The sequence below is a fragment of the Streptomyces sp. NPDC087859 genome, assembly GCF_044742595.1.
In the GTDB taxonomy this organism is placed as follows: Bacteria; Actinomycetota; Actinomycetes; order Streptomycetales; family Streptomycetaceae; genus Streptomyces; species Streptomyces canus_F.
Map to the genome: position 1 here is coordinate 70,255 of NZ_JBIUUU010000012.1, position 25,014 is coordinate 95,268.

Genomic DNA, 25,014 nt, shown 5'->3' on the forward strand with positions numbered 1-25,014 from the left:
TCATGTCCACGGACCTCGAGCCGATCCCCCTTCCCGTCACCGCCGTCACCTGTCTGGAAGATCGCGCCCAGATCGAGCGATCCGCCACGCTCGACCTGCGGGCCGGCGTCCAGCGACTGCGCCTCGGGCCGATCAGCGCCCTGGCGGTCGACCGCACCCTCCACGCCGAGCTGACCGGCGACCATCGGGCGACCGTCCTCGACGCAAGGATCGTCCGCACGTGGACGCCGCGAGAGCCGTTGCCCGGCGCCGACGACTCGGCGCTGCGCCTTCACGTTCACGACCTCACACAAGAACAGGCCGCACTGGAACGGCGACGTGACCGACTGCGCGCCCGCCTCGACCTCCTCGGCCGCCTCGCCACAGACCTGCTGCGGGAGATCGGCGAAGGCACCGGCCACGGAGAGACCGACACCGCACGCTGGAGCGCCGAACTGGACCGGGTCGACGAGGAACGCGACGCCCACGGCGAACACCTACGCGCTACCAAGGCCCGGCTCCAGCTCCTCACCACCGAACTCCAAGCGGCCGAACGCGCCATCGAGCTCTCCGAACAGCGTCCCGCCGAACTGGTCGGTCATATCGAACTGACCGTGGAAGCCGCCGCAGCCGGCCCGGCCCGGCTGCGGCTGACCCACCTCACCGCGTGTGCGCTGTGGCGCCCCGCCTACCGGGCCGTGCTCGACGGGGACTCGCTCACCCTGGAAAGCGACGCGATGGTCTGGCAGCGCACCGGCGAGGACTGGTCCGACGTACGCCTGACCCTGTCCACCGCCCGCACGGCACTGTCCACCGAACCACCCCGCCTCGACGCAGACCGCCTGACGCTCACGGACCTCTCCCCCGAGGAGCGCCGCACGGTCGCCGTCGAACTGCGCGACGAGGAGATCACGAAGCTGGGCCCAGCTCCGGTGCTCGGCCTGCCGGGAGTGGACGACGGCGGCAGCACGCGCGTCCTGCGCTCCCCCGCCCCCGTCTCCGTCCCCGCGGACGGCCACGCCCACCGGGTGCCGCTCTCCACGACCACCACGGCCGTGAGCAGCGAATACACCTGCTCCCCGGAGCTGTCCCCCCTCGTCACCCACGTGGTGCGCTGCGACAACCCGACCGGTCACGCGCTCCTGGCAGGCCCGGTGGACCTTGTCGGCGTCGGCGGGTTCGGCGCCCGCGCAACGCTCGACTTCACCGCTCCCGGCGCGCCCCTCGAGCTCGCTTTCGGCAGCCACGACGACTATCGAGTGCTCCGCGACACGGAGGAGCACCGCGACACCACAACCATGACCCAGCGCACCACCGTCACTCGCACGGTGCGCCTGCACCTGTCCCGTTTCTCCGCCCCCGGGGAACAGGGCGAGCAAGTGGTGACGCTGCGGGAACGGATCCCGGTCTCCGAGGTCTCCGCGGTGGAGGTGCGGCTGCGCAAGGAGGCCTGTTCCCCTGCCCCCGACGCGGCCGACGCCGAGGGCATCGCCCGCTGGGACGTAGCCCTGCCGCCGAACGGGCGCCGCACCGTCACCCTCGTCTACGAACTCTCGGCGAGCGGCAAGGTCACCGGTCTCTGAGCCTGATCCGCGAGGAGTTCCAGCGCCGCATGCCTGCGGCACCTGCGCGAGGCCGTCGGAGTCGGACACCACGTCCAGGTCGACCCGGGCCGTGCCCGACACACCATCAGCGTCGGAACGGCTCCACTACTGAGCAAGGGGGACAACGCCGAGCTCGACGCCCTGTGCGAACAGGACCGCATCCACGGCGAGCACGGGGCCATCAGCCCCTCCGCTGACCAGCCCCGCTGAGACAGCATGCGCGTCGCAGTGAGCCAATGCGGACGGGTACCGGCGCACACTGCATCGGCGCCCCCGACTCGGCAGGTCAGGCCGCCCAGACACGTCGCGCGTAGTCGACGAAGTTCCGGCCCATGATCTTCTCGATCCGCTCGGTGGAGAATCCGCGCCGCTCCAGCAGGCGGATCAGTTCCCGGAACTGGTCCACGCCCCGCAGGTCGACCACGAAGGGGTAGGTGTCCGCGCGCTCCCCGGCGGCGGAGACCCCGGCCTGCCGGCGCCGGGTGACGTGCTCGGCCAGGTGGGCCTGGTAGGCGTCGAGGTCGTCGATGGCGGTGACCGGTCCGTCGGTGCCGATGCCGACGTGGTCCTCCCCGCAGACGTTCACGGCGTGCACGATGTGCTCGACGACGTCGGCGGCGCGTGCGTGGCCGGTGGGGCTGAGGAACGGCATGAAGTAGATGCCGACGAACCCGCCGCGGGAGGCGACCAGCCGCAGTTCCTCGTCGGTTTTGTTGCGTGGCAGGTCGGTCAGCGCCTGGCATCCGGTGTGGTTGATCGAGACGGGCACGCGGGAGTGGCGCGCGGCCTCCAGGCAAGTGCGTTCGCCGCTGTGCGAGAGGTCGACCATGAGGTGCCGGTCGTTGAGGGCGTCGATCACCTCTCGTCCGAAGTCGGTCAGCGCGGTGTCGGCGGGTGCCATGGAACCGCCGCCGAGGTGGTTGGCCTGGTTGTACGTCAACTGCACCACGCGCACGCCGCGTTCGGCGAAGACGGCGATGCGGCCGGTGTCGTCGCCGACGGCCTCGGCGTTCTGGAAGCCGTAGATCACGCCGACGCGGGCGTCCCGTGCCGCGGTCTCGATGTCGGCGACGGAGGTGACCTTGAGCAGGTCGTCGGGGTGCCGGGCCAGGATGCCATCCCAGACGTCGATCTCGTGCAGGGTGTGCTCGTAGGGCGGGAGGTCGCCCATGACGTAGCCCAGGGTGATGTTGACGGCGGTCAGGCCGGAGGCCCGTGCCTCGGTGAGTGTGCGGGCGTCGACGGTGAACTGTTCGCTGGTCGCGTTGAGTTCGCTCGCCGCCGCCTGCGAGCGCGGGTCGTTCGGGTTGTCGAGCTGACCCAGTGCGTTGATGATCATCGGCGTGCCGGTCATCGGCTCTCCCGGGGGCGGTCGGCGGTGGGGGCTGAGCGCGGGAAGCGCCGGCCCCGTTTGACGGTCAGGGTGATGGTGCGCAGGTGGTCGATGTCGGCCAGCGGGTCGCGCGCGAAGACCGCGAGGTTGGCGAGCTTGCCCGGTTCGACGCTGCCGGTCAGGTCGCCCACTCCGGCGCTGCGGGCTCCGACCAGGGTGGCGGACCTGAGGACGTCACGCTCGGGGATGCCGCATTGCCGTACCAGGAAGGCGAGTTCCTCGTAGAGGGCGGGGAAGGGCTCCTCGGGCGGGGTCTCATAGTCGGTGCCGGTGGCGATCTCGACGCCGGCCCGGTGCGCCTGTGCCGTCAGGGCGATCGCCAACTCGTTGTTGCGGGCGGCCCGTTCGGCGGTCTCGGGGTCGTCGCCGGCGAACTCGCGGGAGGCGTACAGTCCGGCGGTCGCGTCCAGGACGATCCCCCGCTCCCGCATCCGGGCGAAGAGCTTCTCCAGCCGCTCGTCCTCCCCGGTAACCAGGGCGGCGTGATCGACGGGCGGCTTGTTCCGGTAGGAGGTCAGCGGTTCGGTCGCCGCCTCGTGGGCGAGAAGGGACACGTGCGAGACGGCGTCCACACCCGCTTCCACGACCTCGCCCGGCGCGGCGGGGAAGACGGCGGCGTGTGCCCAGACCGCAATCCCCTGCCGGTGCGCCTCCGCGGTGATCGCCGCGACGAGCCCCGCGTCAAGGTCGGCGTACACCTTGATGGCGGACGCGTACGTCCCGCGGGCAAGAGCCACCGCGAGCGGCAGGTCGGTCGTGTCCGTGACGGCCTGCATCCAAGGGACCTCGCCGGGCACGGCGCCCTGGCTGACCTGGTGGGTGCGGGGGTCGTCGAAGAAGCCGGGGCCCGCCATGAGCGCCGCGTAGTGGATGTCGGGACCGGCGATCTCGCCGACGCGGGTGGCCCGGGCGAGGTCGCCGATCTGACGGAGGTCGTCGGCCATGTCGCGGATGCCGGTGACACCGCTGTGCACGAGCCGGTTCAGCACGGTCTCGGCGGCCGGGCGGTCGGGCGGGGTGGCGAGGTGCTGATGGGAGTCGACGAGCCCGGGGGTGACGAAGTGACCGGTGAGGTCGACGACTTCGGCACCCTCGGCGAGGGCTTCGGCGTCCGTGTCGGCCACGACCGCGCGGATGAGGGGACCGTCCACCACGATCGACATCCCGGCGCGGGGCGGGCTGCCCGTCCCGTCGAAGAGGGTGACGCCCCGGTAGACCACCGTCGGACCCGTGCCCCGCTCCGGCGGCGCGTACGGCGTGGCCGCCCCGGCACTGTCGCTCGTCATGAACACCACTCTCTTGTTACGCTGTATGTAACATCGCTCTCGCTGGAAGAAACAACCGGTACCCTACATCCGGATCCGGGCGATGCACACGCCGCACCGGGCCGTTCTTCCCCGACGTTCCGGAAGGGTCTCGATGCCGCAAGCGCAGCGCACGGCCGTGGACAAAGCACTCGACCTCGTCGAGGCGGTCGCCCGCGCCCCCCGGCCACCCCGGCTGACCGACCTCGCCGAGACCGTCGGACTGCACCGCGCCACCGCCTACCGGATCCTGCTGGACCTGGTGCGCCGCGGCTGGGTGCTGCGCGCGGACGACCGCTATCTGCCCGGTACGGCCGTCCTGCTCCTGTCGGCCCGCGCGGCGCACAACTCGCTGACCACGCTGGCCCGTCCGGTACTGGAGGACCTGTCCGGACACACCGCTCTGATGGTCAACCTCCAGGTGCTGGAGCGCACCGGCTCCCGGGTGGTGGACGTCGTGCGGCCCGACCGGCTGGCGATGATCAGCACCCTGCTCGACGAGACCCTGCCCGCGCACCGCTTCGCCGGACCGCTCGCCCTGGTGGCCGCCCTGCCGCCGGAGGCCCGCGCCCCCTATCTCGAACCGGCCGTCGACGCCGGGCATCCGCTCGACGGCGACGCGGGGCTGCTCGCCGACCTCGCACGCGCCGAGGCCGACGGCTTCGCGGCCGAGGACGGGCGCAACGACCAGTTCGTCGCCTCACTCAGCCAGGCTGTCGTGCCCGCCGGCGGAGTGCCCGTGTGCGCGCTCACCCTCGTCGGACCATCGGCGGAAATCGACGACCGCCTCGGACAGCTCCGCTCCGATCTCGCCGCCGCAGTCGAGACGCTGGCGGGCCTGCTCTCCGGGTCGCACCAGGAGGTCCGGGCGTGAACGACGTCCTCGTCCTCGACCGGGCCGCCACCCTCGCCGCCCTCGACCCGCACCGGCTCATGACCGCCGTCTCCGACGCCCTCGTCGCCGTGGCCCGGGACCAGGTGTCCGCCCCGGCGCGGACCGCCGCCTTCGCCCCGAACGGTCTGCTCGGCGCCATGCCCGGATACGTCCCCGGCCTCGGCCTCGCGGCGAAACTCGTGTCGGTCTTCCGCGACCCCGACCAGCCCGGCCGCAGCAGCCACCAGGGGGTGGTCGTGCTGTTCGACCCCGAGGACGGCAGCCCCCTTGCGGTCCTGGACGCCGAGCCGATCACGGCCTGGCGAACCGCCGCTGCCGCCACGCACAGCGCCCTGGCCCTCGCCGGTCCCGGTCCGGTCGTGGTGGTCGGCACCGGCGCCCAGGCCCGCGCGCAGGTCTCCCTGCTGGCCGTGCTGCGGCCCGGCGTGCCCGTCACCGTCGCGGGCCGCGACCCCGAGGCGACCCGCGCGACCGCCGCACTGCACCCCGAGGGTGAGGCGGCGCCGGACATCGAAAGCGCCGTACGCAAGGCCGCGACGCTGTACTGCTGCACCGGCGCCACCCGTCCGGTCATCCGCCGCCCCTGGCTGGCTCCGGGCACCCACGTGAGCTCCGTCGGCGGCTCCCACGGCCCAGAACTCGACGCCGAGACCGTCCAGGACGCCGACCTCTACACCGAGTGGCCCGGCGCCGCCACCACCCCGCCGCCGTCCGGCGCCCACGAGTTGCAGGATCTGCCGACCGAACGCCGCGTCACCCTCCTCGGCTCAGTCCTGGCCGGCGAAGCCCCCGGACGGCGCTCCCCCGACGCCCTGACCGTCTTCAAGTCCACCGGACACGCGGCCCTCGACGTGGCCGCCGCGCACGTGGTGCACGTGACGGTGACCGGGCGGATCGGTCGGTAGCCCCGGCGTCGACGCCTGCAACGGTGATGCAACCTCCCGCGAGCAACGATGCTTTCGCCATGGTCCGGCCGCGTCCGCTCGCCGGCCGTGAGCCCCCGGCCTCGTACAGTCGGCGGTACGAGGCCGGGACCATCGCGGGCCGTCACCTGGTCCACCTCCGCCCCCGTGCACACGGGTGGATGCGGTTCCAGGGCATCGCGCGGCGCGGGTAAGTGCCGCACCGATCGATGCCCTGAGGGACTGTCGGCGCGTGCGGTTCGCCCAAGTCTCCGCTTGGCCAAGCGGCCGCGACCGATGCTGTTCCTGGCCGTCGGCATGACGACTGTGCCCGCCAAGGCAATGGGCGTCGCCCGCCGGGAGCGAGCCTACGGCGCATGAGCCAGCCCACCGCCGGCCGGCGGTGACCGCCACGGAGGCGACGGGCCTGCTTTCCAAGGCCCTCGTTGTCGACGCCGCCAGCTATTCGCATGGAATCGTCTGTAGCGGCGACCTCTGCTCGGCCGGCGCCGCGAACCTTGTGGAGGAGAACGGCTTCGAGGCGGTCCGCATGTCCTGCGGGCTGGTCGAGTGGCGCGCGGTTGGCGGCCGCCTCCCGCCCCCTTGAGCGGCGGCTGCGGACGCCGTACGACGGGCCGGGCGCCGGCCCGGCCTCAGTGACCGGACCAGCGTCCGTGCGGTGCGGCCGCGTCGCTCAGTCGGCGACTTTGCTGCGGTTCTGGTAGGCGAGGTCGTGGTACTCCGGGTGCCGCGCGAGGTAGGCCGCGATGAAGGGGCAGGTCGCCAGGACCGCCAAGTCCCGCTCTCGAGCGTCCTCCAGGACGGCACGCGCCAGGGCCGAGCCGAGGCCCCTGCCGTTGTAGGCGGGGTCCACCTCCGTGTGGGGGTACACGACCAGTGCGTCCGTGCGGAGGTATTCCGCGAGGCCCACCCGCTGCCCGTCGATCCGCACCTCAAAGCGCGACTCCTCGGGAACGTCGACGACTTCCACCGCGCTGCTGTCCTGGTCGGTGTGCGGGGGCATGGGCATCTCCTGAGGTCGTGCCGGGGAACGCACCCGAGCGTAGTCGATCAAGCGTCGGAGCCGGCCCGCAGACGACTGCCGCGGCGGATGACGGGCAGACGCAGATCCAGAACCACAGGGAGGACGAAGTGAACGAGTTCCAGACCGACCAGGTGCCGACCGCCGGACACACCCCGGACGACGCTCTCACGGGCTACCACGTGCACGCGGTGGACGGAGAGGTCGGCAAGATCGGCGCCCATTCCTCGGACCTCGGGCCACACCATGCGGTGGTGCACACCGGTCTCCCGCTGTTGGGCAAGGACGTGGTGATCCCGTCCGAGGCCGTCTCGGGCATCGACCATGCGGCCCGGACCGTACGTCTGAGCTGGACCAAGGACCAGGTCAAGGCGGCGCCGGTCTTCGACGAGGAGCAGTACCTCGGCGACCCCCGCTACCGCGACCAGCTCGGCGGAACCCAGGGCTCGGGACACTGACCCGGGCCTGAGCAGCTTCCTCGGAGAGCGCGATCGGGTTGCGCCGCCCTCTCCGAGGACGGCTGCGGGGTCCTGCTCGACCCGTCCGTGCGGTGCCGGCCGAGGCGGCCCCTCAGGTGCCCTGCGTGCAAGCGGGCGCGCCCCTCCCCCGGCCGGCGAACGACCTGCCGCTGCCCGGGAGCTGGAACACACGCCACACCCACCTCGGCGGCCGGGGTTTCGATTCGCGAGCAGACAGATCAGTTGAAGATGCCGCCACGGCAGCGGCACAGATTCCGCTCGGGTCGTATGCAGTCCGCCGGACGTCACTCACGATCCCGTCCGAAACACAGTAGAACTCGTGAGCGAACGCCCGCCCATCCGCGGGACCAGACAGGCATCGCCACCAAGAACGGCTGACGCATCGAAGACGCACCCCCTCCGGCTTCGACAGTCGGACGGAGCAGAACAAGCAGGTCGCCGGCACCTCTCTGCGCCGCCGGCGCACAGACACCATCGACCGCCGGCACCGGGTCGAGCCGACGTCCGGATGAAGCCGACGCGGGCGTGGTCGCAGAGCTCGAACAGGCCGGCAGGCTAGGGCACTTCGGCTTGTCCGAAGCAGCGGTGATAGTGACCAAACGGCCGTATACAACGGCACGCACACCTGAACCACCGGGGATCGCTCCCCCGCCCCGACACCTTCCGAAATCGCCACCGTGCGGCACCTGATGGAAAGCGCCGGGCTAGGAGACCGCACAGCCGGCGTCCTGACCCGGCACGCACTGGCCGGCGACTCGGCACACACGGTCCGGCGACTGGCCCCCTTCCCGGACCTGACCGCCCGCCCAATGCCCGCCCTGCTGAACAGGATCCGGTTCGAAGACGGCGGTGCCGAACTCAAGACCCCGCTGAGCGGTTCAGCGGACTGACCCCGCACCACACCTTGCTTCGCGGCGTCATCAGCCGCGAACATCCATGAAACGATTCATCAAGGAGATGCCATGCTCGGCAAACGCCCACTATTGCCCCTACTCCTGAGAGGTATCGTCATGTGTGCCGTGGTCGCGGCCGCGTCGATCCTGCCGACGTCCGTATCCCCCGCCGCGTCGGCTCCCACATCGGACGAGCCGTTCTCCGTGAAGGCTCTGACTGCCAACGGCCGGGTGAACCCGCTGGGCATCGGCGGTGAGGACCCGGTCCTCGGCTGGCAGTTGGCGTCGGCCCGGCGGGCGACGTCGCAGACGGCCTACGAGGTCCAGGTCGGACGCAGGCCGGGCACGGCCGATGTGTGGTCGTCCCGCCGGGTGGCGTCCGACCGCCAGGTCGGCGTGCGGTACGGCGGGCCTGCCCTGGACGCGGGCACCCGATACTACTGGCGTGTTCGGGCCTGGAACGACAAGGGAGTCGCGAGCCCGTGGAGCGCGACCGCGTACTTCGAGACCGGCCTGCTGGACTCCGCCGACTGGGACGGCGCCCAGTGGATCACCCGCCCCGCGGCTCCGAGCGAACTGGACAAGTGGACGGACTACACCGCCACGGTCGAGTTCAAGCTGGACAGCGCCGCTTTCGGCATGTTCCTGCGTGCCCCGGACGTGAGCAACGGGTACATGTGGCAGCTCAACGTCACTGGCCCGACACCGATGTTGAGACTGCACAAGCAGGTCAACGGCAACTACACCCTGGTTCAGGAGGTGGATCTCGCGCCCTACGGCTTCACCGACGCGAGTCTCCTCGCCGACCGGCACACCGTCCGCTACGACGTGGCGGGAACCACCATCAGGACGACCCTCGACGGCAAGCTGGTCAGCACTTTCACCGACTCCACGTTCGCGAAGGGCTACATGGGTTTCCGCACCCACGCATGCTGCGGCGAACGCGGAACCGTCTACGACGCCGTTGTCACCGGCGCCGACGGTGGCACGCTGCTGAACACCGACTTCGCGTCCGGCCGGAACCCGTTCACCGGCGGTGAGATCGTCGACTCCGCCCTCGTCGTGTCCGGTACCACGGACGCCCTCTACGCGCCCGCGTCCCGGCCGCAGCCGCTGCTGCGCAAGGGCTTCGCGACCAAGGCCGGCAAGAAGATCACCTCCGCGCGTGTCTACGCGTCCGCACTCGGCCTCTACGAGCTGGAGCTCAACGGCAAGCCGATCGGCGACCAGGTGCTCGCACCGGGCTGGACGAACTACCACAAGCGCATCCAGTCCCAGACCTACGACGTCACGAAGCTGCTCGACAGCGGCGACAACGTGATCGGCGCTTCCCTGGCGGACGGTTGGTGGGCCGGCAAGACCGGGCTCGGCTGGAGCCACCAGTACGGGGACACCCCCGCTCTCGTGGCGAAGATGCGCATCACCTACACCGACGGCTCCATCCAGTGGATCGCCACGGACGGTTCATGGAAGGCGTCGGACGGCCCCTTCGCGAAGGCCGACCTGCAGGACGGCGAGACGTATGACGCTCGCCTGGAGCCGTCGGGCTGGAGCCGGCCCGGATTCGACGACGCGAAGTGGGAGGCCGCCGCGAGCGTGGACTCGCAGACCGCCCTCCTCGTGCCGCAGAGCGACGAGCCGGTGCGCCGGACCCAGGTGCTCCAGGCCCAAAAGATGACCGAGCCCACCGCCGGGACCTACGTCTACGACCTCGGTCAGAACATGGTCGGCGTGTCACGGTTGAAGCTGACCGGCTCCGCCGGCCAGACAGTCAAGATCCGCTACGCGGAAGTGCTCAACAAGAACGGCACCCTCTACACCGAAAACTTCCGCAGTGCCAAGGTCACCGACCGCTACACCTTCGCCGAGACCGGAACAGTCACCTACGAACCCACCTTCACCCAGCACGGGTTCCGCTACATCGAGATCACCGGGGCGAACGAACCCCCCGCTCTCCTGGACGTCAAGGGCGTCGTATGGGGGTCCGACCTCCCCGCCACCGGCACGCTGAAGACCTCGGACGGCATGCTCAACCGACTGGTGAGCAACATCTCCTGGAGCCAGCGCGGCAACTTCCTCTCCATCCCGACCGATACCCCGGCCCGCGACGAACGCCTGGGATGGACGGGCGACATCAGCCTGTTCGCGCCGACGGCCAACTACCTGGTCGACACCCGCGCGTTCCTATCCCACTGGATGGCGGACGTACGCAACTCCCAGTACGCCAACGGCGACTTGCCGGCGGTCGTACCGACCCCCCAGGGCCAGTTCGGCGACAGCGGTGTCGGGTGGTCCGACGTGATGATCACGGTGCCGTACCAGGTATGGCGCTCCTACGACGACACCCGCATCCTGCGCGAGAACTACCCCGCCATGCAGAAGTTCTTCCAATTCGTACGCACCAGCGCCGGACCGGACCTGCTCGAGCCCGGCCGCACCACCTTCTTCACCAACGACTGGCTGAACCTGGACGACCCGACCGAGCAGGGCATCCTGGGCACGGCCTACTACGCCGAGAACGCCCGCATGATGGCGGAGACGGCCAAGGCCCTGGGGGATGACGCGGCGGCGTCCGACTACGGCAAGCTCTCCGCCGACATCCGCGACGCCTTCACCAAGGCCTACGTCGCAGCCGACGGCATCGTCAAGGGCAACTCTCAGACCGGGTACGCGATGGCCCTCGCCATGAACCTGGTCTCGGATCCGGCACTGGTCGACAAGGTCGGGGAGAAGTTCGTGGCCAAGCTGGCGCTCACCGACTACCACCTGCGGACCGGCTTCATCGGCACGCCGCTGCTGCTGCCCGCACTGAGCAGGATCGGCCGGGACGACCTGGCCTACAAGATGCTGCTGCACAAGGACTACCCGTCCTGGGGATACGAGGTCGCCAACGGCGCCACCACCATGTGGGAGCGCTGGAACTCGATCATGCCCAACGGCGACTTCGGCCCGGTCGACATGAACTCCTTCAACCACTACGCCTACGGCGCCGTGGGTGACTGGATGTTCCAGAACATCGGCGGCATCTCCGCGCTCGAGCCCGGCTACAAGCGCTCCCGGATCGCGCCGGTACCCGGTGCAGACCTGACGCAAGGGACGGGAAGCCTCACCACCGTCTACGGCCGCCTGTCCTCGAAGTGGAGCACCCACAACGGCGCCATCAACCTGAAGGTGACCGTCCCGGTCAACACCGTCGCAGAGGTCCATGTGCCGGCGAACACTCCCACAGCGGTCACCGAGGGCGGCCGACCGGCCATCGCCACCAAGTCAGTCCGCTTCCTACGCATGGAGAAGGGGGCCGCCGTGTTCGAGGTCGGCTCGGGGTCCTACGACTTCGGCGTCGACACCGCCCGCGAAAAGGGCCAGTAGGCCCGGAGAACCGCGTGACCTGATGGCGGGCCCGGACACGCCGGGCCCGCCGACGGCGGCAGGTCCGAACCTCCGTCAAGGTCACCCGGACCACCTAGCTCTGACCGCGATACTTCGCCGGGTTGGCGGGGACACGCGCACTCTTCTGCCAGCGGCAGAACACCGGCCGGACCGGGTTCGACGATCACTACAGTCCCGTCTCATGACGACGATTACGACGCGCACGGTCGAGTATCCGGCCGACGGTCTGACGATGATCGGGCACCTCGCGCTCCCAGCCGGCATCGACCGTCGGCCCGCGGTGCTGCTCGGACCCGAGGGCACGGGACTCAGCGACGTCGAGCGCCGCCGGGCCGATGCTCTCGCCGAACTGGGATACATAGCACTGGCCTTCGACCTTCACGGCGGCCGCTATCTGAGCGACCCCGAGGAAATGCTGGCCCGCTGCCTGCCGCTGCTCGCCGATCCCGACCGTATGCGAGGCATCGGCCACGCGGCACTCGACGTGTTGCGCACCGAACCGCGGACCGACCCCGACCGGATCGCCGCCATCGGCTACGGCACCGGAGGCGCCATCGCGCTGGAACTCGGCCGCGACGGCGTCAACCTGCGCGCGATCGGGACAGTCAACGCAACCACCACGGGCCGACCCGGCGAGGCAGCGCGCATCCGCTGCCCGGTGTGGGCCGGCGTCGGGTCGGAAGACCCGATCATGCCGCCCGCACAACGCACCGCGTTCACCGCCGAGATGCAGGCCGCGGGCGTCGACTGGCGCCTCACGGTCTACGGCGGCGCCTTGCACGCCTTCCACCACCCGCCGGTCGACCACCCCACGGTCCCCGGCGTCGGCCACCACCCACAGCACGCGCAGCGAGCCTGGCGCGACGTCGTCGACCTGCTCACCGAGTGCCTGCCCGTGACGGAAGACCTGCGGGCATGACCCAGGCAAACAGTCTGACGCCAGGCCTGGTCCGCGTCGGGCACTCACCGCCTCCTCCCCTCAAGTCCCCACAAGCGTCCGTCGTTCACGCTCTCCGACACCACGTTCCACTTCGTCGACGGCGACCCGGCCACGGTCCTCGCACGGGCGCGGGAAGCGGCGCAGGGCAAGGACGTCCGACTCGGCGGCGGGGTCATCACCATCCGGCAGTTCCTTGATGCTGACCTCGTCGACACCATGCATGTGGCGGTCTCGCCGGTAGGGCTCGGGTCCGGACTACTCCTGTGGGACTCCCCCGATGAACTGCTCGACCGGTTCCACGTGGAGGTCGTGCCCAGCCCGAGCGGTGTGACGCATCACCTGTTCTGGCGAAGGTGAGGCGAGGGCCCACTCGAGTGCAGGCTGCGACGGCGAGGGGACGTCCGCCCCAGCGGATGCCTTCGCCGACGCCTTTGCCGTAGGTCAGCGGGATCACGCTCGCTCGCCGGACCGATCGCTGTGGCCCCGGCATGTCGGGCGAGTTACGACGAGAGAACCCGACGGCGAATCCGGTGACGCCCGCGCCGACTTGCTCCACAACCCCGGCGAGGTCACAGCCCGGGCCCGACGGGAACCTCACCGAGGACCTGTCGTGCAGCAATGCCTGCCGGATCGCGGCCTCGCCCGGATTGAACGCACTGCTTTCGGAATCAAGACTGGTCTGCGCAGAGGAGGCGCGCCATGCGGGCTGCCGCTCCTTCACAGCCGGTCGGTGTCGACTGAGTGCCGTTCTCCAGCGACTACCCGTTCGAGTTCAGCGCCGGGGCGGTGGCATTCGTGCGCTCCGCGCCGTACACGTCGGCCGACCTCGCGCGCATCGCACACGGCAACGCCGATCGGCAGCGTTTCCGGACCCGTGGACCAGACAGTTGCACTCCCCGGTACCGCGGTGGACTGTACGGGCATCGGCACGCAAGCCTCCGGCACCAGGGCTTCCTGATGCTCGGTGATTGGCGACCCGCGAGCTGTTCGGGAGTCCGTCCTCGCATGCGCCGAGCACGCGACGACCACCCCATCGAGACGGCCGTTCGAGCACCAAGACCCCAGAGCATTACGACAGAAGCTGCTTACGCGTCTGAGTACTCCGGCAGGGCGAGCCAGTCCGCCCAGGAGATCTCCCGGCCGAGGAAGCGCGGCTGCTCGAACGGCCAGTCAGCGGCGATCCACTGCGGCACCAGCTCGTCGAGGGCCTGCTCGACCTTGCTGCCCACCAGCTCGTCCACCACCCACCAGGAGATCTCGCCGTCCGCGCCGGCCCTCTCCGGTGGGTCGATGTAGACGCAGCCGAGCAGAGCTGTCTCCTCCGCGTCGAACAGCGCGTAGTTGAAAGACTGGTGTGCGGCGATCTCCTTCTCGTGCCGCAACAGGTCAGCCTGGTCGGCCTCGTAGGTCATGGTGGCCGCAGGCCAGCCCCAGGCTGGGCCGAAGACGGTCCACAGCCGCTCGCGTGAACCCATCACAGCCGGATAGTCGAGCGGAGTGTCCGCCTCCCGGATCGGCCGCAGGTGATGACCAGCACCCGGCAACGGTACAAAGACAGGATGGACGAAGTCATCAGGAAGCCAGCTCATAGCGTCCGACCGTAACAGCGCGCAGCCGCCCGCTCCCCTGGATTTTCCCCGTATGCCGTCAGACCCTGCTCTGAGCTGTCCAACTCGAAGGCCTGCAGCGGCGGCTCGTTTGCGGACCATGGCTGGTGTGACGGTTGCTGACGTGGCAGGTGCGGTCTCGCCATGGCCCAGCGTGACGTCATCCGGTACCTGCAGCGAGCTTCGTGCCCAGGGGTCAGCTGGGTTCATCGGGCGCAGCTTCCTCCGCCGGTCCGCCCTCGGGCCGGTGTGCCCCGGCCGTGCCGTCCCGCAGACAGTCCCCGGACGGCCGGGTGACCACGAGACTGCGGACCTCGTACGACATCTCGGTGATCTCGGGTTCGGGAGCGGGGTGGTAACGGCCGGCGCATACGGACAGGTTGACGATGAGGTAGGCCCGCCAGCCGGACCCCACGCCCCGCCCGTCGGCGAAGACCTGCTCACCGTTGAGGGTCCACACCACGCTGTGCCGGCCGAACGTCACGCCCAGCTCGAGGACCGCCCCCGGGCGCACCGCGTCATCGCTGACGTAACTCTGGCCCTGCCGTACATGGTTGGTCAGCTCCAGGAGGTCGGGATTGTCGGGGTGGTATTCGAAGACGTCGACCTCGTTGCCGCCGTCCCGCCAGGTCCAGATCGCGGGCCAGGCACCCAGCCGGGTGGGCAGTCGTACAGTGGCCTCCAGACGGTCCCCGGTGCGCACCATGAACCCCTCGGCGCTCCCCTCGGTGGTCAGCAGCCCGGCGTCCCACAGGCCGTCCGTCCTGCGCCGGGCCCGGAAGGTCCCGAGCCGGGAGTAAGCGGGGTCCGCGGTGAGGTGATCGAGTTTGTTGTCGCCCCGGTTGGTGGGCCCGCCGTCCGGATAGGCCCAGGACCGGCCCGCGACCCACTGGCGTTCCGAGGTGAAATCGGCCATGAACGCAACGGCGCTCACATGCGCTCTCCTTGCTGTCGGCGACGGCCCCGCCCCCGTTGCCTCTCCTACCTCGTCCGCCCTCATGCGCCATCCGCCCACACCTGACGTGCAATTCAGCCTCCCGAGTGACGAAGTGCCTCTGCGCGCCATCGGTCACGCCCGGCGTACGCGCACACGCGGCCCTGGAACCGGCCTCCGCCGTAGGCGACACCGGAGCATCGCCCTCGCGCGACGACCTCCAACGGGAACCGTCCAGCCGAACCACAACCCTTCGATTCACCCTCTGTCGTCATTCCCTGACTGGCCGTACACTGTCAACTCGGGGAAATTCAGGCGTGATTGACTGGGGGACCTGTCATGTCCTGGGATCAGAACGCACATCCGGACTTTGCCGTTCCGCCCATGCCGACCGCACCGCCACCCGCCCCGGCGGACCCCTGGCGGGCTTTCGCCGTGGGATTCTTGAACCTCAGCGGCCTGGGGCTGGGCTATGCCGTCGTCCGCCGTTGGAAGTTGACGATCGCATGCCTGGTCGCCACGGGGATCCTGCTTGTCGTGGCACTGCCCGCAGATCCGAACGGGGTTCCGGGCATCCTGCTCGTCCTGTATCTGATCCTGTTGGTGGCGGCAGCCCTGCACGGTGCGCGGCTGGGCCTGCGCACCCGCCTGGCATGGCTGCCGAGTGCGCTGGTCGCGGCGGTGCTCAGCGTCGTGTTGCTGGCCATACCGGCGGGCGGATACGTCCTGTATGACCAGGCACGTGACGAGGCAACTCAGCAGATGCTCCTGGACCGGCTGGCCACAGCGGACGAGCTGGTGAAGTCGACCGGGACGCAGGCCTTCGACGTGGCGCAACCCGACTACCGCAGGGCACTGGCCATCTACCACGGTCTTGCCGCGGACCATCCGACGTCACGGGCTGCCGCCGAGGTGCCGAACCGCCTCAGGACCTACTACGCCACCGTCGGCGCCGCGTACGCGGAGAAGAACTACTGCGGGGCTGTGGCGCCGTTGAAGTACCTGCGTACCGTGCCGCGCACGATGGACAAGAAGACGCTCGGATCCCTGTCCACCTGGCCCGACGACCGGCTGGCGACCTCGCTGTACGAATGCGGGACGGAGTCGCTGAGCGGCGACAGCGCGTCCTGGACCGCGCAGTGGGGCGAACTGCTGACGACGTTCCCGAAGTCCGAACAGGCTCAAAAGGTGGGGCCCGCGATCGACACGGAGGTGGGCGAGGCGGTCACGGCCGTGGGCGGCAGCGATCCCTGCGCGGCCGTTGAGCGCCTGGGCTCACTGTCCACGCAGATTCGCGGCGTGTCGGGCGAGGCGGCGGGACTCACCGAGGCTCTCGACCAGGCCGCTGACCGGGCGGATCGGAACGCGGCGTCAGGGACGTACAACTGTGGTGTGGACCAGTACAAGGACGGCAGTTTCAGCGACGCCGTCACCACCATGGGCACGTTCATCAAGGACAACCCCGACAGCCCGAATCGGAGTCTCGCCCGGAAGGTGGCCATCGCCGCGGAGGTCGCCCAGACGGTCCCGGCAGCCGGCAAGCGCCTGCCGACCACCCGCTCGGGCGGCAGCATCGCCGTCACAGTCAAGAACGACAGCCCCGACAAGATCACCGTCCTGTTCACCGGCCCGGTGACCGGGAGCTTCACCCTCAAGGCGTGCGGTAGCTGCTTCACCTATTCCGCGCTGGGCAGCTCTCTCGGGTTCGACTCGAAACCGTGCAGCGACAGCGGCAAGAAGTACCCGCAGAAGACCATCCAGCTGCCCGCCGGCACCACCTACTTCGTCCACAAGTCCCAGGGAGGAACCGGCAACACCCCGGCCTCGGACACCGCCAAGCTGGAGCCGGGCTACATCTACACCGAGTGCGCCTACACGACGACTCTCGGCTACTGACCGGGATGAATCTTCGTGGTCAAGTCGGCGGCAGGGCGCAGGGGCAGCGCGCCACCGCGCACGCACCCGAGCGGGAAGCGGCCCTGACCGAAGACACCACCTGGACCGTCACGATGCCCGGACAGGGAGTGCTCGTCCCGGTCGCCGGACGCGCGGCGGTGCTCGCCGTCATCCGTGACGGGCATACGGCCCAGACCGGCGGTGCGGCACACCCGGGCAATGTCGTGGGCCATGGGCCGCGGGGCCTTCGCCCAGCGGATGGGGCGGATGAAAGCAGGCCCGCGGGAGGTACCGCGAGCTGTTCCCTCGGCATACCGCCACGGTCCCCACGACGACGGACCGGCACAGTCCCAGGCCGCCCCGAGCCCACGGTGGCAGCGCCACAGCGTTCACGGCCCGCGCCGCACAGAACGGCCGGAGAGGCAGGGGCGCGGGAGGCGCAGCCCCAGGAACTGGGCGGCGACCCGCGCCTCCGGTGACGCACGCCGTTCCGGCCGGCAGGAGTCGAGCCCCGGGTCAGGCTTCAGCGGTCATGTGGCGGGTTCTGCACACCCAGCAGCGGGCCTTTGTGCACACAAAATCGTTGATGGCCCGGCACGGCGGGACCGAAGGGGGCTGCCTGCGAGACGGCCACACCACAGGTGGTGTACCGAGCAGCACCCCAGCACCGCTATCATCCGATATGAATCATTTCGGGCTAAAACCCGGAAACGGTTGAAGATATATCGGAGCGGCCCATGTCCCGCAAGGGCCCCGCGTACGACGGCGACGAGCTGCTGGCCAGACTCAGCTCGCTGACGTCCCGGGCGCGTGAGCACGCGGAGCTGCAGCGTTCCCAGGTCGAGCTGGCCATTGCCCTGCAGCGCGGCATGCTGCCCGCCCAGATGCCCACAGCACCCGGCTACCACCTGGCTGTGCGCTACGTACCGGCCTACCACGGCCTCAACGTGGGCGGAGACTGGTACGACGCCTTTCACCTGCCAGACGGCCGGATAGGACTGTCCATCGGTGACGTCCAGGGCCACAACATCGAGGCCGCCGCCTTCATGGGGCAGGTACGCGTCGGCCTGCGCGCGCTCGCCTCCGTGACAAGTGAACCCGGTGAACTCCTCGCACTGACGAATGACCTCCTGCTGTCGCTCGGCTCCGACCTGTTTGCCACCTGCACCTTCCTGCGCCTCGACCCCTCCACCAACGTGCTGGAAAGCGCCCGGGCCGGACATATTCCCTGCGTCTGGGCAACAGCGGACGGAAAGTCCGGCGTCGGCAGTGACGAAGGCGGTCCGCCGCTCGGTGTCCAGGCCCGCATGACCTACCCCGTGACCCGATTCCGGCTCACCACGGGCGGCGTGTTCGTCCTGCTCACGGACGGCGTGGTGGAGGGGCCGTCCATGGAGATCGATCAAGGCCTGGACCAGGTCGTACGACTCGCCGGAATCGCCGCCGTAGCGGGCATGGACGCCAGCGCGCTCGCCGCCGCCGTGATCCGGGGCGCGGACCAGGTCGGACACGAGGACGACGCCGCCGTACTCGTCCTCGGCTACGAAGGAAACGAACCTCAGCCGTAGGGCGGCACGCCGCCGCTTTCGCCTCGCCGGAACGGCGGCTTCGGTGTCTGATGGCTTGTGTGGCGGGTACCGAGACTCAGCGCCGGACCGGCGTCTACGCCCTCCAGACACTGGCTGTCGCCGGCTGCTACTACGCCGCGGGACGACTCGGACTCCTGCGGAATCTGACCGTCGAGGGGGCAGTGTTCACCCCCATCTGGCCGCCGACCGGTATCGCGGTGGCCGCTCTGCTCATCCTCGGGCTGCGCGTCTGGCCCGGCATCGCACTCGGTTCCCTGCTCGTCATCATGCACCTCACCTCGCTGCGGCCCGAAGTGCTCGGCAATCTCGCGGGCAACACGGTCGCGCCCATCTGTGCCTACCTCATGCTGCGCGCCGTGGGCTTCCGTACCGACCTGAGCCGACTGCGAGACGGCCTGGCCCTGGTGTTCCTCGGCGCCTTGACCGGCATGCTCATCAGTTCCACGGTGGGCGTCGGCATGCTCGTGATCACGGACCGTCTCCCCGGCCACGACTTCTGGGCCGTGTGGCTGGGGTGGTGGGTGGGCGACGCGATGGGAGTCCTGATCGTCACCCCCCTCCTGCTGGTGCTCCACGCAGCACGTTGGCCCCCACGCCTGTCCCGTTGGCAGGAGGCCACCGGACTCACCCTCATCATCTGCGGCACCGTAGTGCTGGTTACCCACAGCAACCTCAGTGTGCTGTTCCTCGTCTACCCTCTGCTGATCTGGACGGCCCTGCGCTTCCAACTGGCCGGCAGCATGCTCTGCGCGCTCTTCACATCCGTCGTGGCCACCGTCGCCGCGACGGAGGGGGCCGGCCCTTTCCACGGCTTGGACCACATCGAGGTGATGATCAAACTGCAGGCGTTCAACGGTGCCATGGCCCTCACCGCGCTGCTGCTCTCCGCCGTGATCACCGAACAGCGCAACACCCGACGCTCGGTGGAACGGGCCTGCCAGGAACTGGTCGAAGTGCTCGAACACCTCACCGCGGGGAATGCGCCACGAGGCGGGCCGATACCACCGAAGGGGGAAGCGGAGGACGGGCCCGGGCAGCCCAAGACAGGGCATTGAGCATCACCGCCATGCCGAGCCACGACGGCCGGCCGTATCACTCGCCCGGGGGAATGCGGCCCGACCAGGTGTGTCGCTGCGCGGCAGCACACTGGACTCCTCGGTGCCCGGCAAAGGCAGCCGGCCGCAAGGGTCATACGGACGGCGAGCGCGGGCGTCGACGACGACAAGGCCCGTGATCATGATGACGGTGCAGCTGCTCCCCGTACCCGCGTGGCTGTTCTCCTGGCCCGGGCACGGGCCGCGTCACGGTGCCCAGGCCACCAGCCGACGGCGTAGACGGGCAGGGAAACCTCTGCAGTCACACACGCAGCGTGCACAGCTTCACGAACGCAGACACCGCCCAGACAGCGAGCGGACACCGCCGCTGTCGGTGCCATCTGCGATGATCCCGCGTGGTCCAGGGACACCACGATGGGGAGCGTTCATGTCACTCGGCTTCAAGACGTCATGGCTCGCCGTGCGCGACGCCGGGCCGGAAGAACTGGCCGACGCCCTCGACCTGCGGCACCGACAACACATCGACTGGGAGACCGGCACCGAACTCGCCTACCGGCAAGGCGTCTTCGTGGCCAGAGCCGTCCCGGAGTGGACACTCGCCCACGGCAGGATCCATCTGACGCACAACACCGACCCCACGCGCCCGGACTTTCCCAACTGGCTTCTGACGCTGGCCGCGCGCGTCGGAGACCTCCAGTACTTCGCCACCGACCGTGTCAGCGAGTACCACGCCTGGGCCAAGGTCGAATCCGGCGAACTGACCCGCGCCTACTGCTACATCGGGATGAGCGGCGACGTTCCCCTGCGCCACGGAGAACCCACCGCCGTCGAAAGGCAGCTCGGCGTCGGGCTGGTCGGGTGCGACGAGATCCGGCAGGACTGGGGAGACGCCGAATGGGACGCCTGGCATGACGCCATGCCCACGGAACAGCACGTGATGCGCATCGCCGCCGACTGGAGCATCTGCCCGCCACTGATCAAGGACGACTCCGTCACCGCCCCCGGAATCCACGGCTTCCCAGCAGGCGTCGAACCCGGACACGCACTCTGAATACGTCGGAGGGGAGACGGACCTTCCTGATGATCCGGTTGGTGCGCAGGTCGACCGTGACCAGTTTCGGGCCGCGGAAGAAGAACGCTGCGAAGAGAAAGCTGCCAATATCGAGTATCCACAGTCGGCCGGAAGGGTCGACGACGTCGCCCTGCACCGACTGGAAGTGCCCGGTCAGGTCGGAGGCGTCCGCGCGGCACTGAGAAAACAGCAGCCGCCAACCGTTCGATGCGATGGCTGGCAACATACGATCCCTTCCCCCGGTCAGACGAGTGGCGTGGGCGGGGTGATCCCGAACTTCTCGGCCTACGCGACGAGTCAGCGCCGCACCTTGGGCGCCACGGGAATGCCATGCTCGGCCCGTTCCACCGTGACCGGTGAGCGGTTGGGTCTGGGCTTCGCCCCGTCACGAGCACCGCACCGGTTCGCCCTTGTGGCGGGCGTGTGCTGCGGACTGGTTACGGTCGTGCCGCTCTATGGTCACTTCGCCTGGGCGAGCCAGACCGCGTCGGGACCGGCCGGGAATCGCAGCTGGCCGGTCATGTCGTGCACGGCACGCCACACTGTCTCGGCGACGTCGCTCTCCTTGGTGAACAGGTCCTGGCCCGTGAAGTCGCCCATGGCCTTCTGCGCCCATGGTGCGTAGGGCGCCGGGACCAACTCGTCCAGCGGGGCGCCGTTCGTCGCGTTGGCCGCGAAGTTCGTCGTCAGGCAGGCGCCCGGCTGGACCGTCTTGGCCTGCACGCCGAAGGGCGCGAGCTCGAGCGCGAGGGATGCGGTGAACCCTTCGATGGCCATCTTGCTCGCCTTGTAGACGGCCGAGAGCGGCATGTGGCCCAGCACCACGCTGGAGGTCACGTTGACCACCACGCCGGAGCCGCGCTCGCGGAACTGGGGCAGTACCGCCTGCGTCGTGGCCATCACGCCGAACGTGTTGGTTTCGAAGACCTCCCGCACTCGGGCCATGGGGACGCCCTCGAACACGCTGATCGAGGGGATGCCCGCGTTGTTGACCAGGACGTCGATGGGCCCGGCCGCCTCGAACGCGGCGGTGACGCTCTCGGGCTTCGTCACGTCGAGCTCGACGACATGGAGCCGGTCCGACTCGGGCAGGATGCCCGCACGCGGCGTACGCATCGTGGCGATGACATTCCACCCCTGCGAGTGGAAGTACAGGGCGGTCTCCCGCCCGTATCCGGATGAGGCACCAGTGATCAGAACTGTCTTCATGCTGTGACCCTCGCGATGTGATGGGAGCCGCCGGAAGGACAGGCATTTTCCTGCCCTGCGGAAGAACTCGTGATCCCATTGAATCGCTCTGACCTGCGAGGATAGTAGAACTATCCTCGCTTCCTCTTGCACGATCCTCCTCCGATGCGCAATCCCGCTCAGGGCAGAAGGGCCGCGGGAGTGCCTGCGGTGTTCCGCAGGCGGGCCGCGTCCCGGCTCGGGGGTGAGCCGAACTGACGGCGGTACTCACGGCTGAACTGCGACGCGTTGTCGTAACCGACGCGGTGGCCAACCCCGGTGACGTCGCCCGGGTGGGTGGCCAGCAGCAGCCGGGCCTCCTGGAGCCGGATCTGTTTCTGGAACTGGATGGGACTCATCGCGGTCACTGCCTGGAAGTTGCGATAGAACGCGGAGACGCTCATGCCGGACAGGCGTGCCACATCCTCGACCCGGAAGGGTTCCGCGTAGTGCTCGCGGATCCAGCGCACGGCCCGGGAGATGTGGCTGAGCCCGCTGTCGGCCAGGCCGAGCTGGCGCACCGCCGCGCCCTGCTCGCCGGTGATCAGGCGCCACAGGATCTCGCGTTTGACCAGCGGGGCCAGTACGGCGCGGTCGCGGGGTTCGTCGAGCAGGCGCAGCAGCCGGACGACTGCGTCGAGCATCGCGAGCGGGGCGTCGCTGACGGCCATCCCCGACGGCGCGCCCGTGCCGGCGCGGGGGGTGTCGCCGGGACCGGCTTGCAGCAGCAGTTCGGCGACGGCGGACGGTTCCAGCGTGAGTCCGAAGCCGAGGGCCGGCCGGTCGGGGTCGGCCTGGGTGAACTGCCCGGTGACAGGCAGGTCGACGGATGCCACCAGGTACTGGCCGGCGCCGTACTCGTAGACCCGGTCGCCCAGTGCGAGGCGTTTGGCTCCCTGGGCGATGACCGCGAGCACCGTGCCGGTCATGGAGGGCGCCGGCGGGTCGGGCCGGTCGACCTTCGAGATCAGGACGCCGTCGATGGCCGTGGTCCAGTCGGGGCGGGCATGCCGGGCCAGCAGGGTGCGGAGCTCTTCGAGGTGCATGGCTCCATTGGAGCACCGTTCGCCGCCCGGGTTCCCGTAGCCGCGAGAATTGTGCAAGTGGCTGCGAGCATCGTTCTAACGTTTCGGCAGGTCAACGCAGTTGAATGGAATCACCGCATTCCATCGATGCAGAAGAAGGCTTCCATGATTGCCAAGTACGGGTTCAACGCCACCCTGACCGCCAGGCCGGGAATGGGTGACCGGCTGGTCGACCTGCTGCTGACCGGCCTGGACGAAGGCAGCCCCGGCGCGAGCGCACACTGCGTCGTCTACCTCGTCTCGCGTTCCGCGTCCGCGCCCGACGTCGTTCATGTCACCGAGGGATGGACCAGCGCGGAGGCCCATCACCGGATCTTCGCCGGCGAGGCCGCCCAGGCCATCGTGGCGCAGATTGACGGACTGCTGGCCAAGGAATCCGAGTACACCGACTACGTCCCGGTCCGCGGCAAAGCCGCCTTCTGACCCGGCGAGGATCCCCACCTCGCTGGACCATCCCGTCACCACCACCCGCGAAAGGCGACAGCCATGACCACAGCACGACCCGCCCTCGACCCCGAACTGCATGAGCTCTTGGCCGACATGCCATTGATGTCCCAGCTCAGCCCGGAAATTCTGGCGCAGGTACGCCCCTTCTCCTCGATGCCCGTCGAACCCCTCCTCGAAGGTCGCGCGATCGACCGGCGCGAGGTCACCGCGGCGAGTCCGGACGGCACCATGATCCCCTTGTCCGTCTTCAGTCCCGCGAACGCCGATCGCGCCGCCGCCGCGCCGTGCGTCTACTGGATGCATGGCGGCGGGATGGTCATGGGCGACCGCTTCTCACAGATCGACATCCCGCTGGAGTGGCTCGACGAGTTCGGCGCCGTCGTGGTCTCCGTCGACTACCGGCTCGCGCCCGAGGCCTCCGGCATGATCCCGGTCGAGGACTGCTACCAGGGACTGCTCTGGATCGCCGAACACTCCGCCGAACTGGGCATCGACCCCGCGCGAATCGTCGTCGCAGGCGCCAGCGCAGGCGGCGGCCTCGCCGCCGGCGTCACCCTGCTCGCCCGCGACCTCGGCACCCCGACGATCGCCGCCCAAGTCCTGATCGGCCCCATGCTCGACTACCGCAACACGACCACCTCCAGCCTCCAGTACTCCAACGGGCCCGGCGTCTGGACCCGCGAGATGAATGGATTCGGATGGCGTTGCCTTCTGGGCGACCTCACCGGCGACGAGGTACCCGCATACGTCTCCCCCGCCCTGGCCGACGACCTCGCAGGCCTGCCGACCACCTACATCGACACCGGTTCCGCCGAAGTCTTCCGCGACGAGGACACCGACTACGCCACCCGCATCTGGGCGGCCGGCGGCCAGGCCGAACTCCACGTCTGGGCAGGCGGCTTCCACGGATTCGACGCGCTGTACCCGCAAGCGAACATCTCGGCCACGGCCCGCCGGACCCGCACCGCGTGGCTCGCCCGAGTCCTGCCCACGAGCCCCGCCGCGTGACGGCACCGGAAATCTCATGACGGAGTGTGCGTGAGCTTGGCGCTCAACGTCGCGGGCCACTCAACCTGCTGAGAGACCGGGCGACATGGCGGCACGTGACGCGACCGATCTCGACGCTTCGAGACATCGAGTAACGATGCACGAGGGAACGCCCGCTGTGCAGGAGTCCCCCGTCGTTGAGTCCGCGAGCGAGGCTTGAGCGTCCTGTCCCGCTTTCGGGTCGAGATTCCGACCGTCTCTCCCACTACCCCGACAGCCTCAGCTCCGACCAGC

At 69.5% G+C, this 25,014-nt stretch carries 22 protein-coding genes and 2 pseudogenes; 14 read left to right on the plus strand and 10 right to left on the minus strand.

Annotation, left to right across the window (positions count from 1 at the left end; all coding sequences use genetic code 11):
* Positions 1-2: 2 nt before the first annotated feature.
* The gene (locus ACIOHP_RS28750) at positions 3-1,562 is read left to right on the plus strand and encodes a mucoidy inhibitor MuiA family protein (RefSeq protein ID WP_401891979.1); all 1,560 of its coding nucleotides are present in this window, start codon (positions 3-5) and stop codon (positions 1,560-1,562) included.
* Positions 1,563-1,869: 307 nt separating this feature from the next.
* Here the strand turns inward: ACIOHP_RS28750 and ACIOHP_RS28755 are convergent, their stop codons facing one another.
* Together ACIOHP_RS28755 and ACIOHP_RS28760 are read right to left on the minus strand one after the other, a co-directional pair.
* Positions 1,870-2,937, minus strand: coding sequence for a dipeptidase (locus ACIOHP_RS28755; RefSeq protein ID WP_401891981.1), 1,068 nt, complete (start codon positions 2,935-2,937; stop codon positions 1,870-1,872).
* Entirely contained in the window at positions 2,934-4,262 is a 1,329-nt protein-coding gene (locus ACIOHP_RS28760) for an amidohydrolase family protein (protein ID WP_401891982.1), read from the minus strand. Before ACIOHP_RS28760 ends, ACIOHP_RS28755 begins: the two co-directional genes overlap by 4 nt.
* A 133-nt stretch (positions 4,263-4,395) precedes the next feature.
* On the opposite strand from ACIOHP_RS28760, the gene ACIOHP_RS28765 reads away from it, so the two are divergent.
* Together ACIOHP_RS28765 and ACIOHP_RS28770 are read left to right on the plus strand one after the other, a co-directional pair.
* Complete coding sequence (locus tag ACIOHP_RS28765) at positions 4,396-5,154, plus strand: IclR family transcriptional regulator (protein WP_401891983.1); 759 nt, start codon at positions 4,396-4,398, stop codon at positions 5,152-5,154.
* Positions 5,151-6,080: an ornithine cyclodeaminase family protein gene (locus tag ACIOHP_RS28770; protein ID WP_401891985.1), complete on the plus strand. Its 930-nt coding sequence runs from the start codon at positions 5,151-5,153 to the stop codon at positions 6,078-6,080. Before ACIOHP_RS28765 ends, ACIOHP_RS28770 begins: the two co-directional genes overlap by 4 nt.
* 691 nt (positions 6,081-6,771) lie before the next feature.
* Here ACIOHP_RS28770 and ACIOHP_RS28775 read toward each other — a convergent pair.
* Complete coding sequence (locus tag ACIOHP_RS28775; protein ID WP_401891986.1) at positions 6,772-7,101, minus strand: GNAT family N-acetyltransferase; 330 nt, start codon at positions 7,099-7,101, stop codon at positions 6,772-6,774.
* A gap of 128 nt (positions 7,102-7,229) precedes the next feature.
* Here ACIOHP_RS28775 and ACIOHP_RS28780 point away from each other — a divergent pair, with 128 nt between their 5' ends.
* The 5 genes and pseudogenes from ACIOHP_RS28780 to ACIOHP_RS28800 form a co-directional block, all read left to right on the plus strand.
* Positions 7,230-7,577, plus strand: a complete 348-nt coding sequence (locus ACIOHP_RS28780) for a PRC-barrel domain containing protein (protein ID WP_361556627.1) — start codon at positions 7,230-7,232, stop codon at positions 7,575-7,577.
* 710 nt (positions 7,578-8,287) lie between these two features.
* Positions 8,288-8,488 carry a hypothetical protein gene (locus ACIOHP_RS28785; protein WP_401891988.1) on the plus strand — a complete coding sequence of 67 codons (201 nt, stop codon included), beginning with the start codon at positions 8,288-8,290 and terminating at the stop codon, positions 8,486-8,488.
* A 120-nt stretch (positions 8,489-8,608) separates the two neighbouring features.
* On the plus strand, positions 8,609-11,860 hold the full coding sequence (locus ACIOHP_RS28790; protein WP_401891989.1) for a family 78 glycoside hydrolase catalytic domain: 3,252 nt from the start codon (positions 8,609-8,611) through the stop codon (positions 11,858-11,860).
* Between the two features lie 202 nt (positions 11,861-12,062).
* On the plus strand, positions 12,063-12,800 hold the full coding sequence (locus tag ACIOHP_RS28795; RefSeq protein WP_401891991.1) for a dienelactone hydrolase family protein: 738 nt from the start codon (positions 12,063-12,065) through the stop codon (positions 12,798-12,800).
* Between the two features lie 69 nt (positions 12,801-12,869).
* Positions 12,870-13,178 (plus strand): annotated as a pseudogene (locus tag ACIOHP_RS28800) (dihydrofolate reductase family protein); the annotation flags it as partial.
* Positions 13,179-13,347: 169 nt separating this feature from the next.
* Here the strand turns inward: ACIOHP_RS28800 and ACIOHP_RS28805 are convergent.
* The 3 genes and pseudogenes from ACIOHP_RS28805 to ACIOHP_RS28815 all read right to left on the minus strand — a co-directional run.
* Positions 13,348-13,542, minus strand: a pseudogene (locus tag ACIOHP_RS28805) (NADP-dependent oxidoreductase); the annotation flags it as partial.
* 364 nt (positions 13,543-13,906) lie between these two features.
* The gene (locus tag ACIOHP_RS28810; RefSeq protein WP_401891993.1) at positions 13,907-14,410 is read right to left on the minus strand and encodes an N-acetyltransferase; all 504 of its coding nucleotides are present in this window, start codon (positions 14,408-14,410) and stop codon (positions 13,907-13,909) included.
* Between the two features lie 214 nt (positions 14,411-14,624).
* Positions 14,625-15,362 carry a beta-glucanase gene (locus ACIOHP_RS28815; RefSeq protein ID WP_401891995.1) on the minus strand — a complete coding sequence of 246 codons (738 nt, stop codon included), beginning with the start codon at positions 15,360-15,362 and terminating at the stop codon, positions 14,625-14,627.
* Between the two features lie 384 nt (positions 15,363-15,746).
* Between ACIOHP_RS28815 and ACIOHP_RS28820 the strand changes: the two genes are divergently transcribed.
* Positions 15,747-17,258 (plus strand): hypothetical protein, encoded by a 1,512-nt coding sequence (locus tag ACIOHP_RS28820; protein ID WP_401891996.1) that lies wholly within the window; start codon positions 15,747-15,749, stop codon positions 17,256-17,258.
* Here ACIOHP_RS28820 and ACIOHP_RS28825 read toward each other — a convergent pair.
* Positions 17,252-17,491, minus strand: a complete 240-nt coding sequence (locus ACIOHP_RS28825) for a hypothetical protein (RefSeq protein ID WP_401891998.1) — start codon at positions 17,489-17,491, stop codon at positions 17,252-17,254. The two genes, ACIOHP_RS28820 and ACIOHP_RS28825, sit on opposite strands and share 7 nt — an antisense overlap.
* 504 nt (positions 17,492-17,995) lie before the next feature.
* Here ACIOHP_RS28825 and ACIOHP_RS28830 point away from each other — a divergent pair.
* From ACIOHP_RS28830 to ACIOHP_RS28840, 3 genes are all read left to right on the plus strand, one after another.
* Positions 17,996-18,826: a PP2C family protein-serine/threonine phosphatase gene (locus ACIOHP_RS28830; protein ID WP_401891999.1), complete on the plus strand. Its 831-nt coding sequence runs from the start codon at positions 17,996-17,998 to the stop codon at positions 18,824-18,826.
* Between the two features lie 50 nt (positions 18,827-18,876).
* The gene (locus ACIOHP_RS28835) at positions 18,877-19,902 is read left to right on the plus strand and encodes an MASE1 domain-containing protein (protein ID WP_401892001.1); all 1,026 of its coding nucleotides are present in this window, start codon (positions 18,877-18,879) and stop codon (positions 19,900-19,902) included.
* A 427-nt stretch (positions 19,903-20,329) separates the two neighbouring features.
* Positions 20,330-20,953, plus strand: coding sequence for a hypothetical protein (locus tag ACIOHP_RS28840; protein ID WP_401892003.1), 624 nt, complete (start codon positions 20,330-20,332; stop codon positions 20,951-20,953).
* Here ACIOHP_RS28840 and ACIOHP_RS28845 read toward each other — a convergent pair.
* The 3 genes from ACIOHP_RS28845 to ACIOHP_RS28855 all read right to left on the minus strand — a co-directional run bounded on the left by ACIOHP_RS28845 (position 20,895) and on the right by ACIOHP_RS28855 (position 23,247).
* Positions 20,895-21,200 (minus strand): L-dopachrome tautomerase-related protein, encoded by a 306-nt coding sequence (locus tag ACIOHP_RS28845; RefSeq protein WP_401892005.1) that lies wholly within the window; start codon positions 21,198-21,200, stop codon positions 20,895-20,897. The genes ACIOHP_RS28840 and ACIOHP_RS28845 overlap by 59 nt on opposite strands.
* Before the next feature lie 233 nt (positions 21,201-21,433).
* Positions 21,434-22,183 (minus strand): SDR family oxidoreductase, encoded by a 750-nt coding sequence (locus ACIOHP_RS28850; RefSeq protein ID WP_361556663.1) that lies wholly within the window; start codon positions 22,181-22,183, stop codon positions 21,434-21,436.
* A 158-nt stretch (positions 22,184-22,341) separates the two neighbouring features.
* Positions 22,342-23,247: an AraC family transcriptional regulator N-terminal domain-containing protein gene (locus tag ACIOHP_RS28855; protein ID WP_401892007.1), complete on the minus strand. Its 906-nt coding sequence runs from the start codon at positions 23,245-23,247 to the stop codon at positions 22,342-22,344.
* A gap of 144 nt (positions 23,248-23,391) precedes the next feature.
* On the opposite strand from ACIOHP_RS28855, the gene ACIOHP_RS28860 reads away from it, so the two are divergent.
* Both ACIOHP_RS28860 and ACIOHP_RS28865 read left to right on the plus strand, forming a co-directional pair.
* Positions 23,392-23,709 (plus strand): antibiotic biosynthesis monooxygenase, encoded by a 318-nt coding sequence (locus ACIOHP_RS28860; RefSeq protein ID WP_361556803.1) that lies wholly within the window; start codon positions 23,392-23,394, stop codon positions 23,707-23,709.
* Between the two features lie 63 nt (positions 23,710-23,772).
* Positions 23,773-24,741, plus strand: a complete 969-nt coding sequence (locus ACIOHP_RS28865; protein WP_401892009.1) for an alpha/beta hydrolase — start codon at positions 23,773-23,775, stop codon at positions 24,739-24,741.
* Positions 24,742-25,014 lie beyond the last annotated feature (273 nt).